The sequence below is a fragment of the Actinoplanes sp. CA-131856 genome (genome assembly GCF_050956135.1).
Classification (GTDB): Bacteria; Actinomycetota; Actinomycetes; order Mycobacteriales; family Micromonosporaceae; genus Actinoplanes.
In genome coordinates, this window is sequence record NZ_CP191849.1 from 10357988 (window position 1) to 10374119 (window position 16132).

The 16132-nt window shown below is 70.8% G+C and carries 13 protein-coding genes; 4 read left to right on the forward strand and 9 right to left on the reverse strand.

Annotation, left to right across the window (positions count from 1 at the left end; all coding sequences use genetic code 11):
- Positions 1-2544, forward strand: coding sequence for an FtsK/SpoIIIE domain-containing protein (locus ACQP2X_RS47760; RefSeq protein WP_498692886.1), 2544 nt, complete (start codon positions 1-3; stop codon positions 2542-2544).
- Positions 2541-3218 (forward strand): hypothetical protein, encoded by a 678-nt coding sequence (locus tag ACQP2X_RS47765; RefSeq protein ID WP_498692888.1) that lies wholly within the window; start codon positions 2541-2543, stop codon positions 3216-3218. Before ACQP2X_RS47760 ends, ACQP2X_RS47765 begins: the two co-directional genes overlap by 4 nt.
- 3 nt (positions 3219-3221) lie before the next feature.
- Here the strand turns inward: ACQP2X_RS47765 and ACQP2X_RS47770 are convergent, their stop codons facing one another.
- The gene (locus ACQP2X_RS47770; protein WP_498692889.1) at positions 3222-3677 is read right to left on the reverse strand and encodes a MarR family winged helix-turn-helix transcriptional regulator; all 456 of its coding nucleotides are present in this window, start codon (positions 3675-3677) and stop codon (positions 3222-3224) included.
- A 65-nt stretch (positions 3678-3742) separates the two neighbouring features.
- Between ACQP2X_RS47770 and ACQP2X_RS47775 the strand changes: the two genes are divergently transcribed.
- Positions 3743-4231, forward strand: a complete 489-nt coding sequence (locus ACQP2X_RS47775) for a carboxymuconolactone decarboxylase family protein (RefSeq protein ID WP_498692890.1) — start codon at positions 3743-3745, stop codon at positions 4229-4231.
- On the opposite strand, the gene folE is transcribed toward ACQP2X_RS47775, so the two are convergent.
- The 7 genes from folE to ACQP2X_RS47810 all read right to left on the reverse strand — a co-directional run bounded on the left by folE (position 4232) and on the right by ACQP2X_RS47810 (position 12186).
- On the reverse strand, positions 4232-4879 hold the full coding sequence (gene folE, locus ACQP2X_RS47780) for a GTP cyclohydrolase I FolE (RefSeq protein ID WP_498661988.1): 648 nt from the start codon (positions 4877-4879) through the stop codon (positions 4232-4234).
- On the reverse strand, positions 4876-6891 hold the full coding sequence (ftsH, locus tag ACQP2X_RS47785; RefSeq protein ID WP_498692892.1) for an ATP-dependent zinc metalloprotease FtsH: 2016 nt from the start codon (positions 6889-6891) through the stop codon (positions 4876-4878). Before ftsH ends, folE begins: the two co-directional genes overlap by 4 nt.
- Before the next feature lie 292 nt (positions 6892-7183).
- A complete protein-coding gene (gene hpt / locus ACQP2X_RS47790) occupies positions 7184-7759 on the reverse strand; it encodes a hypoxanthine phosphoribosyltransferase (protein ID WP_498692893.1) in 576 nt (191 codons plus the stop codon).
- Between the two features lie 138 nt (positions 7760-7897).
- Positions 7898-8827, reverse strand: a complete 930-nt coding sequence (gene tilS, locus ACQP2X_RS47795; protein ID WP_498692894.1) for a tRNA lysidine(34) synthetase TilS — start codon at positions 8825-8827, stop codon at positions 7898-7900.
- Positions 8828-9889, reverse strand: a complete 1062-nt coding sequence (locus ACQP2X_RS47800; RefSeq protein WP_498692895.1) for a zinc-dependent metalloprotease — start codon at positions 9887-9889, stop codon at positions 8828-8830.
- 54 nt (positions 9890-9943) lie between these two features.
- On the reverse strand, positions 9944-11206 hold the full coding sequence (gene dacB / locus ACQP2X_RS47805; RefSeq protein ID WP_498692898.1) for a D-alanyl-D-alanine carboxypeptidase/D-alanyl-D-alanine endopeptidase: 1263 nt from the start codon (positions 11204-11206) through the stop codon (positions 9944-9946).
- A gap of 629 nt (positions 11207-11835) precedes the next feature.
- Complete coding sequence (locus ACQP2X_RS47810) at positions 11836-12186, reverse strand: hypothetical protein (protein ID WP_498692899.1); 351 nt, start codon at positions 12184-12186, stop codon at positions 11836-11838.
- A gap of 1888 nt (positions 12187-14074) precedes the next feature.
- Here ACQP2X_RS47810 and ACQP2X_RS47815 point away from each other — a divergent pair.
- The gene (locus ACQP2X_RS47815; protein WP_097317543.1) at positions 14075-14578 is read left to right on the forward strand and encodes an inorganic diphosphatase; all 504 of its coding nucleotides are present in this window, start codon (positions 14075-14077) and stop codon (positions 14576-14578) included.
- Between the two features lie 45 nt (positions 14579-14623).
- Here the strand turns inward: ACQP2X_RS47815 and eccD are convergent, their stop codons facing one another.
- A complete protein-coding gene (gene eccD, locus ACQP2X_RS47820) occupies positions 14624-16048 on the reverse strand; it encodes a type VII secretion integral membrane protein EccD (RefSeq protein ID WP_498692901.1) in 1425 nt (474 codons plus the stop codon).
- Positions 16049-16132 lie beyond the last annotated feature (84 nt).

Here is a 16132-nt window from a genome sequence, read left to right on the forward strand (position 1 = left end):
GTGAGAGCGGTGTCTGATCCGGCTTCGCGGGCCCATCAGGCTGCCGCTCTGCACCGGCAGGCGGCCGCCGTCGCCGATGCCGCCACCGCCGTGCTCGATGGTGACGGCGTGGCCATGCCTGATCCTCTCGAGCAGCATCGGCTTGTCGAGGAGCTTCGGATCGCCGCCGCCGCCCTCGCGCCGGGCTGGCTCGGAGCGCCCCTGGAAGCGCAGTCTTTGAACACCCCCCTCGGCGGGGTCTACCCACCGCAGTTCGTGCGTCTCGGTGCCGCTCAACCGCTCGACGACGCCCAGTTCCCGGCCCTCGTGCCCCTTCTGGGGACCGGGCATCTCACTATCGACGCCACCGCCACCGATTCCCGGGTCTTCGGGCTTCTTCGATCTTTGCTTGTACGTCTTCTCGCCGCCGCCCCGGCCGGGTCTCTTCTCGTCCGGGCCGTCGACGGTGTCGGCGCCGGCGAGGTTTTCGCGCCCTTCGCCGTTCTGTGTGACGCCGGCCTGATGTCTCCCCCGGCCACCGATCGGCAGGGTCTGCGTGATGTTCTCGCCGAGGCCGAGAAATGGCTTCGCCCGGGGCGTGGAGTCGCTCCCCGGCGCAGCCGCCGCGACCGGATGATGCTCGTCGTCATCGCCAGCCTGCCCGAGCTGACCGAGGGTGAGGAGCTGCGCCGCATCGCCGCCCTCGCTCAGCAGGGCCCCGATTCCGGGCTCCATCTGATCGTCGGCGGGTGGCCGCCTCCCCCGCTCACCGCCGAGACCACTCAGGCGCCACTGCCCCGTACGACAATGGTCTCCGTCCGTAATCCCTATGCGGTCATCGGTGATCCGCCCGGCGCCACCTACGGGTCGATTCCCAGCGTGTCCTGGCTGAACGCCCCCGTCTTCCTCGACGACGACCCTCCGCCCCATCTGGTCGAGGCCGTCTGCCGGGAGCTGGCCGCCCACTCCGCCGCCGCCTCGCGGGTGACCCTGTCCGATCTTCTGCCCGAGCCGGGTGAGGAGTTGTGGACGGGTGACGCCGCCGAGGGGCTCAGCACCGTGGTCGGCCACGACGGGGAGACCCCGCTGGCCCTGCGGTTCAACGACCTCACTCCGCACTGGATGGTCGGTGGCCGCTCCGGCGCCGGCAAGACCGCCTTCCTCGTCAACGTCCTCTACGGGCTCGGCGCCCGCTACAGCCCCTCCGAGCTGTCGCTCTACCTCCTCGACTTCAAGGAGGGCGTGACCTTCGCCGAGTTCGTGCCGACCCGGCGCGACCGCACCTGGCTGCCGCATGCCCGGGCCGTCGGTGTGGAGGCCGACCGGGAGTACGGCCTGGCCGTGCTCCGCGAGCTGGACGCCGAGATGACACGGCGCTCGGCCGCCTTCGAACAGGCCGGTGTGTCCCGGTTCACCGAGTACAAAGCGTCCGGCCGAGCACCGCGCATCCTCTGTGTCATCGACGAGTTCCCGGTGCTGCTGGCCGGCGCCGACCCGGTCGCGATCGAGGCCGCCGCCCTGCTCGACTCGTTGACCCGCCGGGGCCGGTCGTACGGCATCCACCTGATCCTGGCCAGCCAGAACGTGCAGGTGCACGGCCCCCGCGACTTCTTCGGCCAGTTCCCGGTGCGCATCGCGCTGCCGGGTGGTGGCGACGTTCTCGAGCCGGCCAACGATTCCGCGGCCGGCCTGCCGCTGGGCACCGCCGTCGTCAACACGGCCGGCGGGCTCGGCGGTCCGCGGGGCGCGACCCGTGGTCACGAGCGGGTGGTCCGGTTCCCCGATCCGCACGCCGACGAGGAGCTGCTCAGCGACCTGCGGCACAAGCTGTGGGGCGCCCGCGATCCCGAGGCGCAGCCGCCGCGTGTCTTCGCCGGCTACGCGTCGCAGCATCTCGCCGACGACCCCACCTATCGGGCCGCCCTGGCCGGCCGGGCGCTGCGCCCGGCGGCCCTGGTCGGCCGGGCGCTCGACGTCAACCTCTCCACCGCCGCCTTCCCGCTCGACGCCTCGCCGGGGCGTCATCTGGCCATCTTCGGCACGCAGGCGGCCGGCTCCGAGGTCCTCGACGCGGCGGCCCGCAGTGTGGCGGCCTGCCACCAGCCTCGTACCACCCGGTTCGTCATCGCCTCGCTGGTCGCCGAGGGTGACCGGCTCGCCGAGGCCCTGGCCGCCGAGATCGGCCACCGGCAGGAGGTCGTGATGGTGGACGCGGCCGGTCTGGCCGCCGAGCTCGACCCCACCCGGCCCGGCTATCGGGTGGTCTTCGGCATGGACGCGACGCCGCTCAACGGCCTGCCGGGTCTGCGGGGTCTGCTGCGGGACGGTCCGGGCCAGGGCGCGCACCTGCTCTCGTGGTGGCGTGATCCGCGCCGGCTGGCCGAGGAGGCGTACGAAATCGCCGGTCTGCTCTTCTTGAATGTGCCCGCGGCCGAGGTGGCGGCCATGGTGGGGCGGCCGCTGGAGTGGCAGCCGCGGCCCAACCGGGCGCTGCTGCACGATCGCCACGCCGACCGGACGGTGACGCTCGTGCCGTTCCTCGAGCCGGACGGTGACGAGTCGTGACCGATCAGCAGACCAACGCGATCCCGGCCCAGGCCACCCCGCCCGCGCCGGGCCCGTGGGCCGACTATCTGGCCGCCGCGCAACGGCTCGACGCGGTCCGCCGGGCCGCCAGCTCGGCCTCGGGCGAGCATCAGGCCGCGGCTGCGGCCGCAGGTCAAGAGCTTTCGGTTGTACGAACCCAGCTCGCTCACCAACAGGCGCGTCTGGGCGGGGAGCTCGGCATTCCCCTGACCGAGCTCCGGCCGACCCAGGCCGACCTCGACGTGGCCGCCCAGGCCGTGGCCGGCGGTCCGGCCGCCACCCTGGCCGCGCTCCAGCAGGCCCGGCGGACGGCCGACACCGCCGAGGCGTTGCTGACCGGCCCGGCGCCGAGCCGGCCGTGGCGCCCGTGGGCCCGCAACCTGCTGGTGTACGGGCCGTTCGCGGTGGTGGTGCTGATCGTGCAGATCGCGCTGTACCTGGTGGCCTCGCCGGGCTCCGTGCCGACGTACGCGCTGCTGTGCGGCCTGAGCATGCCTCTGGTGGCGTTCGGGCTGGGCTGGGCGACGATCGGCTTCGTGTGGGGCGGTGGACCGGACCGCGTCGACCGCACCCCCATCGTCGGCGCGATCGCCTGCCTGACCCCGGTGCTGCTGACCTGCATGGGTGTCGGGCTCGCGTCCTTCTTCAACTGAGCTTCAACTGAGCCAGCCCGGCACGTCGACCGGGAAGACCGGCCCGCGCGCGACCGTGCGCAGTGACGACTCGATCAGCTCGACCCGGTCCGGGCCCAGCTCGGACACCCAGCGGGCGCGCAGCTCGTCGAAGATCTCGGCCGACTGGGCCAGCGAGTCGACGCCGCGCGGGGTGAGCCGGATGAGCTTGCGCCGGGCGTCGGCCGGGTCGTCGACCCGCTCGACGTAGCCGAGGGCCTCCAGCCGGTCGACGGTCTTGCCGGCGGCCTGTTTGGACACGCCGAGGCGGCGCCCGACCTCGCTGGCCGAGGCGCCCCGCACCCCGATGGCCTGCATCGCGAAGCCGTAGGCGGGGCGCACGTCGGGGTGCCCGCGCCGGGCGAGCTCGGCGTGCAGATCGTCGATGAGCGTGCGGAAGCCGGCGAACAGCAGCAGCGGCAGCTCGTAGCCCTCAGCCATTGGCAAACTCGACAACCTGGTTTACGGTTTCGACAACCACGTTGTCGATCCTAGAGGGAGCCGCAATGTTCGCTCAACACACCCTCGAGTCCGCTCCCGCCGCGTCCCGGCCCTTGATGGAGTCCCTTCCGGGCCCGCTGCCGGCCGTGGTGGGGCGGCTCGCCGAGTCACCCGAGATGCTCGGCGGGTTCCTGCACGTCAGCGGCCTCTTCGAGGCGAGCACGCTCGACCCGCTCGCGCGGGAGGTGGTGGTCATGACCATCGCGGCGCGCAACGACTGCCGTGTCTGCCTCACCATGCACACCGGCCGCCTGCGAAGTCTGGGCGCCGGCTCGGAGCTCATCACGGCGCTGCGGGAGCAGCGCGCCCTGGCCGACCCGCGGCTCGAGGCCCTGCGGGTCTTCACGCTGGAGGTGCTTGCCACGGCCGGGGACACCCCGGTCGACGGGTTCCTCGCGGCCGGTTACACCCGGCGCAACGCGCTCGAGGTGGTGCTGGGCATCGGGACGTACACGATGTCGACCCTGGCCAACCGGATGGTCAGCGTGCGTTGATCAGCGTGCGTTGATCAGGGCCATGGCCTCGGCCCGGATCTTGGCGTCGGTCTGGAACGCGCCGCGGACGGCCGAGGTGACCGTGCGGGCGCCGACCTTGCGGATGCCGCGCATCTCCATGCAGAGGTGCTCACACTCGAGGACGACTATCGCGCCACGGGCGTCGAGCTTCGCCATCAGCAGATCGGCTATCTGCGACGTGAGGCGCTCCTGCACCTGCGGGCGCCGGGCGTAGACCTCGACCAGGCGGGCCAGCTTGGAGAGGCCGGTGATCCGGCCGTGCGTGCCGGGCACGTAGCCGATGTGGGCCACGCCCTTGAAGGGCAGCAGGTGGTGCTCGCACATGCTCATCACTTCGATGTCGCGGACGAGCACCAGCTCTTCGTGGTCGGCCTCGAAGGTGGTGGAGAGAACCTGGGCCGGGTCGACGCGCAGGCCGGCGAAGAGCTCGGCGTAGGCGCGGGCGACCCGGGCCGGGGTGCGCTCCAGCCCGTCCCGGTCCGGGTCCTCACCGATCGCGATGAGGATCTCCCGGACCGCCTTCTCGATCCGCCCGAGGTCGACGGACTGCTCGACCGGCGTGCCGGTGAGCTTTCCGTCGACCAGGCGGGCGGCGAGATAGTCGAGGGCGTCGTCGTCGCTGATCAGTTGGAGCCTTCCGGTGCGCTGCCGTTCGGGTTGGACCCGATGGCAGCCTGGCCGTCGGCCACGGCCTGAGCCTTGAGCTTCTCGCGCTCGGCGGGGGTGAGCACCGGCGGCGCCTCGGACGGCATGCGCTTGCCGAAGCCGTTGAACGGCGACATCGGCGGGCGCTTGACGACCCGGGCACAGATGCGGTCCATGTCCTCGCGGGTGATGGTCTCCTTCTCCATCAGCTCGAGGACCATGCTGTCGAGCACGTCGCGGTACTCGACCAGGATCTCCCACGCCTCGTCGTGCGCCAGCTCGATGAGCGCGCGCACCTCGGCGTCGATGTCGGCCGCGACCGAGTCGGAGTAGTCCCGCTCGTGGCCCATGTTGCGGCCCATGAACGGCTCGTCGCCGCTGGTGCCGTACTTGACCGCGCCCAGCTTGGAGCTCATGCCGTACTGCGTGACCATGGCCCGGGCCAGACCGGACGCCTTCTCGATGTCGTTGCCGGCGCCGGTGGTGGGCTCGTGGAAGACGAGCTCCTCGGCGGCCCGGCCACCCAGCGCGTAGGCCAGGGTGTCGATCATCTCGGCGCGGGTCTGCGTGTACTTGTCCTCGGTCGGCAGCACGAGCGTGTGACCGAGCGAGCGGCCACGCGGAAGGATCGTCACCTTGTGCACCGGGGCGGAGTGCGGCAGCGCGTACGCCACCAGCGCGTGGCCACCCTCGTGGTAGGCGGTGATCTTCTTCTCGTTGTCGCTCATGGCCCGGGTGCGCCGCTCCGGACCGGCGATGACCCGGTCGATCGACTCCTCGAGGAACTCGTTGGAGATCGCCCGCTTCTCGTTACGGGCGGTCAGCAGCGCGGCCTCGTTGATGACGTTGGCCAGGTCGGCGCCGGAGAAGCCGGGCGTGCGGCGGGCCACCGAGTCGAGGTCGACGTCGGGCGTGAACGGCTTGCCCTTGGCGTGCACGCGGAGGATCTGCTTGCGACCCTCCATGTCCGGGTTGTCGACCGCGATCTGCCGGTCGAAACGGCCGGGACGCAGCAGCGCCGGGTCGAGGATGTCGGGCCGGTTGGTGGCCGCGATCAGGATGACCCCGCCCTTGGTGTCGAAGCCGTCCATCTCGACGAGCAGCTGGTTGAGCGTCTGCTCCCGCTCGTCGTGACCGCCGCCCATGCCGGCGCCGCGGTGACGGCCGACGGCGTCGATCTCGTCGACGAAGACGATCGCCGGAGCGTTCGACTTGGCCTGCTCGAACAGGTCGCGGACCCGGCTGGCGCCGACACCGACGAACATCTCGACGAAGTCGGAGCCGGAGATGGAGTAGAACGGCACTCCGGCCTCGCCGGCGACCGCCCGGGCCAGCAGCGTCTTACCCGTTCCGGGCGGGCCGAACAGCAGCACGCCCTTCGGGATCTTGGCGCCGAGAGCCTGGTATTTCGCCGGGTTCTGGAGGAAGTCCTTGATCTCGTGGAGCTCCTGGACCGCTTCCTCGGCGCCGGCGACGTCGGCGAAGGTGGTCTTCGGCGTGTCCTTGGTGATCATCTTCGCCTTGGACTTGCCGAAGTTGAGCACCCGCGAGCCGCCACCCTGCATCTGCGACATGAACAGCAGCAGCAGGATCACCAGAATGGCGATCGGCAGCAGGTTGATCAGCAGGCTGAAGAGGATGTTGTCGCCCGAGACCGTGGCATTGATGGTGCCGGTGATCCGGCCCGCGGTCTTGGCCTCCTGGACCTCGTTCCAGATCGTCTGCGTGACCTCGTACGGGTACTGGGTCTCGATCTTGTCAGTGGTCTTGCCGTCGAATCGCTCCGGCGAGGCGAGGTCGATCTGGAGCGTCTGCTCCTTGTCCTTCTGGACGACCTTCTTGATGCCGGGCTGATTGAGGCGCTCGAGCGCCACCGAGGTATCTACGCGCTGGTAGCTCGGACCACTGGTGAAGAACGAGCTCAGCGCAATCACGCCGATGATCACCAGAATGATCCAGACCACCGGGCGGCGGAAGAAACGCGTACGTTCCATACTGTTGTCGGGCGCCAAGCGCCCGGACCCTCCTGATCGGCGTCCTGGTCACCTCAACGGTGCCGCCCACGGCGGCTGCCGGGAGCGTTACCCCGCCTGATGACGGTGAATCATCCCGGCCCTCCGGCGCTTGTGACACTGCGCCATCGGTCACTCGACGGTACACCGTGGGTGCCGGTTGCGAACCCGTGAGCCCGCTGGCCGGACACCTCCCGGTCCTCGCCCGTTCAGCGAGGTATCGCAGCAAAACCGCCCATAAAGACGGATTTCTGAGAAGACGCTGAGAAACGGTTCAGCTACGGGCGTAGACCTCGGGCCGCAGCACACCGACGTACGGCAACTCGCGGTAGCGCTCGGCGAAGTCCAGGCCGTAGCCGACCACGAACTCGTTCGGGATGTCGAAGCCCACGTACTTCACCGGAACCTGGACCTTGACCGCGTCCGGCTTGCGGAACAGGGCGACCACCTCGACGCTCGCCGCCGAGCGCGACTGGAGATATTTCATCAGCCACGACAGCGTGAGACCGGAGTCGACGATGTCCTCGACCACGACCACGTGCCGGCCGGTGATGTCCCGGTCGAGGTCCTTCAGGATGCGCACCACCCCGGAGGTCGTGGTGCCCTGCCCGTAGGAGGAGACCGCCATGAACTCCATCTCGGTGGAGGGCCCGTGGTGGCCGAGCGCCCGCGCGAAGTCGGCCATGAACATGACCGCGCCCTTGAGCACGCAGACGAGCAGGATGCCGCCGTCCGCGTCCGCGTGGTCCGCGGAGACCTGTTTCGCCAGTTCGGCGATCTTTTCCCGGATCTGCTCCTCAGAGATGATCACGTGGTCGATGTCGGCGTCGTACCAGGAGCCATCAGCCATGGCACCAGCGTGCCGCATGAAGGTTGCCGCCCGCCGCACGGGGCGGCGATCAACTCGGACGGAACCCCTGGAAAACACCCAGTTCGGGTCGGTAGTACCGGCGAATCGGACATCGCGAGTGACGACTCTCACAGGCGGTCAGGGCACTCGAACGAGTGCTCCCCGGTCGCGGGCCACCTGAATGCCACCAGGGAGGTGCACCGGCCCCTGACCGCGCCAGGCGGTGACGAGCGCGTCGAGGGCCTCCACGTGCCGGTGCGACAGCGCACCACCGGGCGCACCGAGCCGCAGCGCCCAGGAATGCAGCACCCGCTTCCGGATGGCCGGCATCAGCCCGGACAGCGCCTCGACCGACACATCCGAAAAATCAGCAGCAATAGCGTCGAGCGCCTCGTTGTCCTGCCCGATTTGTCCGGCAGAACGCGCCAAATTGGCCACCACGGCAGGCCCGAGAGCCTCGACCAGCGCCGGAAGAGCCGATCCGCGCACCCGCGAACGAGCAAAGGACGGGTCCGAATTGTGCGGGTCCTCCCACGGCACCAGCCCCAGGACCGCACACGCCTTCCGCGTATCGGCCCGCGCCACATCCAGCAGCGGCCGCAGGAAGATCCCCTTCACGGCCGGCATCCCCGACAGCCCGCGCGGCCCGGCCCCGCGAGCCAGCGCCAATAGGACAGTCTCAGCCTGGTCGTCCCGGGTATGCCCGAGCAGCACTCCCACCGCCCCATGCCGTCGCGCCGCCGCGGTCAGGGCCTCATATCGAGCCGTACGCGCCGCCGCCTCCGGCCCACCCGGCCGCCCGTCCACCGACACGGTGGCCACCTCAAAAGGGATAAATCCGGATTTTTCTGCCCACCGGGCGACGTCGGCCGCCCGAGCCGCCGACCCCTCTTGGAGCCCGTGATCAACAGTCACGAGCCCCACGTCGCGCCCGACAAATCGGGCGGCGGCCGCCAGGGCCAGCGAATCGGCTCCCCCCGAACAGGCCACCAGGACCAGGCCGGAAGCGGGCAGAGCCCGCCGCACGGCGAGCCGCACCGCGGCCACCGAGGGTGGGATCCGCGCCATCTACCCCCCGATCGCCGGCTGCGGGCCGTGCACCCGGGTCACCCACGCGTCCGGGTCGCCCAGCTCGTCGAGCCGGGGCAGGGTCAGCGGCGAGTCGAAGATCTTGTTGAAGCCCTCCATGCCGACCCGCTCGACCACGCCGTGCACGAACTTGCGGCCCTCCGCGTACTGCCGCATCTTCACCTCGATGCCGAGCAGGCGGCGGATCGCCTTTTCCAGCGGGTTGCCACTCTCGCGGCGGCGGTTGAACTTGGCCCGGATCGACTCGACGCTCGGGATGACGTCGGGACCGACGCCGTCCATCACGAACTCGGCGTGCCCCTCGAGCAGCGTCATCAGCGCGGTCAGCCGGTCGAGCACCGCTTTCTGCCCCGGGGTCTGCACGATGTCGAGCACCGAGGAGCGCGACTCGGGGTCGCGCAGCGCGTCGGAGAGGGTGGCCACACCACGGCGCATGCGCTCGAGGATGTGCTCGGTGCTCTGCGACGCGTCGACGAACGCCTGCACCTCGCCCAGGAAGTAGCCCCGCATCCACGGCACCGCCGTGAACTGCGTGCGGTGGGTGACCTCGTGCAGGCACACCCAGAGCCGGAAGTCGCGCGGGTCGGCGCCGAGCTTGCGCTCGACCTCGACGATGTTCGGCGCGTTCAGCAGCAGCTGACCCGGGTTGCCGGAGAACACCTCGTACTGCCCCAGCACGCGGCCGGAGAGATAGGCCAGGATCGTGCCGGCCTGCACACCGGTGACCCGCGAGCCGATCGCGTCGGCCAGCCCGCCCGGCTGCTTGTCGCCGGAGAGCCGGGTGACCAGCGGAATGATCACCTGTTTGAGGCCCTCGATGTTGGTCGCCGCCCAGTCCTTGCGGTCGACGACCCGTACCGGAGGAACCTCGACCTGCGAAGTCAGCCCCGTGTAGGTGGCCACGTGGCCGGCCGCCTCATCGGTGAGCGCCCGCAGCTCGGAGACCACCGCCATCGCATCGTCGTAGGAGACCGCGGGCCCGGATTTCGACAGCGCGCCAGCGGTCGCGGCGGCCAGATCCCAATCAACGAACTGCGCCATGCACCCCACCGTACCCGCGGATTTCCAGCCCCCACCTCAGGAAAAACCCCGAGATCAGCACCCACAACTGACGAGGCGCGCCGGCACCCGGTCGAGCGCGGCCCGTGCCGTCACCGCGTTCCCCGAGCCGCTGGCCATGATCGCGAAGACCAGCAGCCGCCCGTCCTCGGTGGTCACCACCCCCGCCATCGTGTTGACCCCGCTCAGCGTGCCCGTCTTGGCCCGCACGACCCCTTGCCCGATCTGATTGGCCTGCGGCGCCACGAAGCGCTTGGTCATGGTCCCCGACCATCCGGCCACCGGCAGCCCACCGAAGACGCTGCTCAGCGCCGGCTCCTGCCCGCCGGCGGCCAGCGACAGCAGCTGGGTCAGCATCGTCGGGCTGATCCCGTTGTTCCGGGAGAGCCCGCTCGCGTCGTACAGATCGGCCTCCTCCCCCGGAAGCCCCAGATCGTCCATCTTCTTCACGATGGCGTCGGTGGCGCCGTCGAAGGTCGCCGGTTGCCCCGCCGCGAGCGCCACCTGCCGCCCGAGCACGTCGGCCATGGTGTTGTCGCTCTGCTCCAGCATCCAATCGGTGAGCTGCACCATCGGCGGCGACTGGACCACACCGAGCTGACGCCCCGCCCCGTCCGGCGCCGCCGACGCGGACGAGGCCGGGGCCGCGGGCGCCTTCCCGCGCTTGACGGTCGCGGTGGACACCCCGAGCTGCTTGGCGAACGCCTTACCGGCCGCGATCGCCGGATCCGGATAGCGCGGATCCCCACCGAACTCGTTGTGCACCGGTTTGATCCGCCCCGCGTTGGTCATCAGCGCCTGGATCCGCGACACCTGCCCACCGGGCGAGATGTCGGAGGAGTCCCACCCGACCGCCGTCTCGGGCCCGCTGAACAGCGAAGTGTCGATGGTGACCTTGGTCGGCTTCACCCCACCCAGCGCCTTCTTGACCTGACCCGCCAGCAGATCGAGCCGAGCCGCCCCCGGGAACTGCCCCTTGGCATCCACCGACAGCGACGGATCCCCACCACCGACCAGCACGACCTCACCCGGCGCGCTCCCCGCCACAGCCCGGGTGCTCAGCCGATAGGCAGCTCCCCGGGCCGACAGCACAGCCGCCGCGGTGAGCAGCTTGGTGGTGGACGCCGGCGTGGTCATGGTGTCCGCGTTCCGGGCGTAGAGCACCTGATCGGAGGCCACATCCAGCACCCGCACATGCACCTTGTCACCCAGCGCGGCCGACCCCACCAGCGGATCGAGCGCCTTCTTCACCCCGGCCGCCGTCAGAGCCGTACCCCCACCATTGGCCGCCGCCAGCACGGGCGTAGGAGCAGCTTCGGGCGTAGGCGCCGCCGTCGTAGGCGCCGCACTCGGCTCAGCTCCCAGCCACCCATCGACGGGCCCCGGCCGCACGATCCCGACAACTCCGGCAGCTCCCGCCAAAACCACTAAAACCGCAAGAGCGAAGACCCATTTTGTACGCGTCCTCCGACCACTACCGGGCTCTTCGAGGCGAGGTCCGTCGTTGGTCACGGCCGTAGCGCCGGCTGCGGGCTGAAGTGCGGGCTCACGCACAAAAGCCTTCACACCGCCCCCGAGCTCCCCACCCCGAGCCACATGCGCCGCGAGGTCAACCGTTTCCCCGCCGGGCCCGCCTTCCCGGACAGCCCCCGCAGCATTGACCACCTGCGTCACATCAGCACCGGAAGCAGGAGCACCCCCAGCAGCCCCCGCCCCAGACGGCTTTCCGCCATAGACGTTCCCACCCGAGGCAGTTCCTTCCGCGGGCCCGGCGCCGCCCGCGTTCGGCTCTCCGTAAACGCCTCCGCCGGCTGCCTTCTGCCCTCCGTGAACGCCTCCGCCGGCTGCCTTCTGCCCTCCGTGAACGCCTCCGCCGACTGCCTTCTCACCCGACCCAACGCCAAGCTGACCGGCCTGACCTGCACCACTCACGTGCCCAGCCTCAGCCGACCGGCCAGCGCCCGCCGGCCCAGAGTTTCCGGCCCGCGCACCTCCGGCTGCCTGGGCAGCGCTGCCGTAAAGCCCCGTCTCCGAGGACCGCTGTTGACCGGATGGCCCGCCATAGACGCCGCCGGCCGGCCGAGCCGTTTGACCACCACCATCAGGCCCGCGATCACCTTCGGCCGAGGCAGCCCCGCCGTTCCCACCCGAACCCGACGACCGCTCCGAATCGAGCTGTTGGCCAGGCCGCCCTTCAGCACGCACTGGTCCGCCATAAACGCCACTGGAAGGTTCCAGCCCTTGCCCACCAGCCAGAGAAGGACCCCCACGAGCGTCATCACGCGAGATCAGATCACCAAGCGCCTGCGCCGCACTACCAAAGACACCAGCATCCGCCATCGCCCCCAAAGGCTGAACCCCACCCGCCTGGCCCCCGCCCGCTTGAGCCCCGTGGACCTGAGCCCCGTGGACCTGAGCCCCGTGGACCTGAGCCCCGCCCGCTTGAACCCCGCCAACCTGAGCCCCGTGGACCTGAGCCCCGCCCGCCTGACCCGGCGCGCCGTAGAGACCTGAGTTCGGTCGCTGCCCGGAAGTAGGCCGCCCCTGATCCCCGGCCGATCCCGCCCCACTGGCACCCGGCCGCTGCTCAGCACCACCGGGCCGCGACCCTGCCGCCCCTTGGCCCGAACTGCCATAAACGCCGCCACCCGAAGCCGCCGGCCCACCATGACCTTCAGGCCGAGCCGACCCTCCGTAGATACCTCCGCCGGCGGGAGTCCCGGCCGGGCTTCGGCCGCCGGAAGACTGCTGATCGTTCGGGGTCGGGCCAGAGCTCGCACCGCCGGCGGCCGGCCTGCCATAAACCCCGGCTCCGGCCGCCTGACCGCCGCCCTGAGGCCCGCCTTGTTGCGGGCTGCCGGGCCGACCGAGCTGGTCAGTCGAATTCGGATGACCACCCGGCGCGGGCCTAGCGGGCGATTCACCATGCGCGGAAGCTCGCTCACCCGACAAAGCGGGCGGCCGGGAGGCGTTCGCCGGCCCTGCTTGCCCTGAGACACCCGGTGAAGCTTGCCCATAGACGTTCCCAGCCGGAGGCGGAGCTGCGGCCGGCCCCGAAGATCCGCCAGCCGGTGGCGGGTTGCCCGGCGCCGTGGACCAAGGGCCTTGAGCCCGCTCAACTGGACCGGCGCCCGACTGCTCCGCATTCGCCAAACCGCTCGGCCGCTCGGACTGACCTCGCTCACCAGCGCTCGCCGGCTGCTCGAACCAGCCGCGGTCCGCGGAGCCGCCAGGCTGTCCAGAGCCGCCCGCAGACTGCGGCCCTGGCACAGAACCATGAGCCGGCTCGGACGAGGCGGCCTGCCGATCGGGCGCGCCGACAGGGGTGGGCGCCCCAGCATGAGTGGGCGCCACGGCGTGAGTGGGCGCTCCGGCGTGAGAGGGCGCTCCGGCGTGAGAGGGCGACCCAGCGTGAGAGGGCGCCCCAGCGCGGGGCGGGCCGCCGACAGGCGTGGAGCCGGGCACACGGTCAACGGGTGCCGAAACGGGCGAATGGTCGTCGGGCGCCGAAACGGGCGCACGATCGACAGGCACCAAGCCCGGCGCACGATCGACAGGCGCCGAACCCGACGCACGGTCGAGAGACGCCGAACCTGACGCACGATCGACAGGCCCCGTACCCGGAGCGCGGTCGACAGACGCCGAACCCGGAGCGCGGTCGACAGACGCCGAACCCGACGCATGGTCAACAGGCGCCGAGTCGGCTACGGGGGCGCTGTCTGTCCTGGCCGATGGCGCTTCGGGGGCGGTGGCCGGTGCGGGCTGCTCATGCGGGTGCACCTGTCGATCTTCCGACTCGGTGCGCGTGGTGTGGGGTTCTTGTCGTATATCGGGCGCCGTCTCCGCCCGTACCGGTGAATGGGTCTGGCGGGACAAATGCGCATCACCCATGACATTGAGGTCACCGTGATCGGCATTGTCCTTGGGAGTGGGCGAAGTAACCTTGCCGCCCTCGGTCGACGGGTTACCGTTTTTGGGGTCGTCATGCGACCCGGACACGCCGTCATGCCGGGGACCGTCGTGTGAATCTTGCCTCCCCACGAGCCCCTCCTAGTACGCGGCGTCGGACTTAGGGGAGACTAGCGACATCCGGCACACCGTCGCGCGCGGATCTCACCGCCCGCCGGACCGGTCTTCTCTTCAGCGGGCGAACAAGGGAGCAGATAAATGGATTTCGACGTATTGGTTGAGATCCCCAAGGGCCAGCGCAACAAGTACGAAGTCGACCACAAGACGGGTCGCATCCGGCTGGACCGGACGCTCTTCACCGCGACGCAGTACCCGGCCGACTACGGCTTCATCGAGGGCACCCTGGGCCAGGACGGTGACCCCCTGGACGCGCTCGTGCTGGTGCAGGAGCCGACCTTCCCCGGCTGCCTCATCCGGGCCCGGGCGATCGGCATGTACCGCATGACCGACGAGAAGGGCCGCGACGACAAGGTCCTCTGCGTGCCGTTCGAGGACCCGCGCCAGGAGCACCTGCGCGACATCCACCACCTGGGCGAGTTCGACCGGATGGAGATCCAGCACTTCTTCACGGTCTACAAGGACCTGGAGCCCGGCAAGTCGGTCGAGGGCGCCACCTGGACCGGCCGTGTCGAGGCCGAGGAGGAGATCCTGGCCTCCTTCAAGCGCGCCGAGGCCGCCGAGGCCGAGGGCCACGAGCACTGAGAAGACCGAGGGGAACGGCCGCGTCGTCGATGCGGCCGTTCTCCGTCAGAGGCTGATGTTGCCGACGGCGTCGTACAGGCCCACGACCGCGCACGCCACCGGGATCACCGACACCACGACCAGGGTGTCCAGCAGATCGGCGGCGCGGCCCAGATAGGGCGACGGGGGCTTGCGGGAGTACGTCGCCCCGGCCACCACCGTGATCAGCGCGAGGGCCAGCGCGGCCGCGGTCAGACCGAGCACCATCGCCGGGCCGGCCCCGCGCAGCAGGTCGGCGCCGAGCGCGGCCACGCCGGCCAGGCCGCCCACGACCAGCGGCACCCGCTGGCGCAGGGTCACGAACAGGCGTGAGCGCAGCAGCAGCGCCGCCGCCGACACCGCGATCAGGATGCGCGCCGAGAGCGTGCCCGCCACCGCCAGCACCCCGAACGCCGCCACCGCCAGCACCGCGTGCCCGAGCAGCATGCCCGCCAGCAGCTCTTCCGTTCGGGTCACGGCCGCGAAGACGGTCTGCCGGTCGGGGCGGTCGCGGGAGGCGTCGAGCGAGACGGCGCCGGTGAAGCCCTCCGACGCGTCGGCGCCGGTGGGCAGGGTGACCGGCGGCGTGGGCATCTTGCCGAAGCGGATGGCCAGCAGCGGCAGCGCGCCGATGCCGCAGACCAGGGCCGAGATCAGCACCGCGGCCGCGCCCGAGGCGTCGGTGACCATCGCGACCAGGGCGGTCAGCGCGCCGAACAGCCCGACCACCCCGCCCGCCGTGAACAGGCGCAGCGACGCCGCCACGCCCACCCCGCCGAGCGCCGCGATCAGCAGCAGCGCCACCGAGCCGGCCAGCAGTTCGGAGCCGCCGAGCCAGGGCAGCAGCCCGAACACACCGACCCGGTCGTCGGTGGCGACGAGCACCGCGCCGCCCGCGAAGGCGTACGGCATCGCATAAGCCCCTAGGGCCGCGCCGGCGCGCGCGTCGCCGTACGCCCGGGAGGCCGTCACCCCCGCCAGCGCGAGGATCACCGCGAGCCCGAGCCCCGCGAAGGCCGCGCCCGTCCAACCCGGACCGGTGGCCAGCACCGCGACCAGCCCGATCGCCAGCAGCACCCCGGCCGCGATCAGCGTGGCGGTGCGGGTGGAGGCCGGCGTCCAGGAGCTGCCGCGGCGGCGGGCGCCCTCGGCGATCGCCTCGACCACGTCGTCGTATTCGAGCTCGGGCCACTCGTCGTGGGCCGGTACGAGATGGAGCACCTCGCCGTCGCGGACACCCTGGGGGAAAAGACCCTGGGTCGTGGCCAGCGCGACCCCGTCGGTGCGCCGCAGCACCCACCCGCCGTGTTTCTCGCCGTCGTCGGCCAGGCCCTCGCCGGCGTGCCGCAGCACCTCGGGCAGCAGCTCGGCGAGCGCCACGTGCTCGGGCAGCGCCACGTCGATGCGGCGCTGGGGAGCGCTGATGGTGACGCGAGCCAACCCGATACTCATGATCGTCGACTCCCGCGAAAAGAGATGAATGCGCCGGCTAGCTGACTTTACCTACGATGGGCCACACGGGGGCGTACACCAATG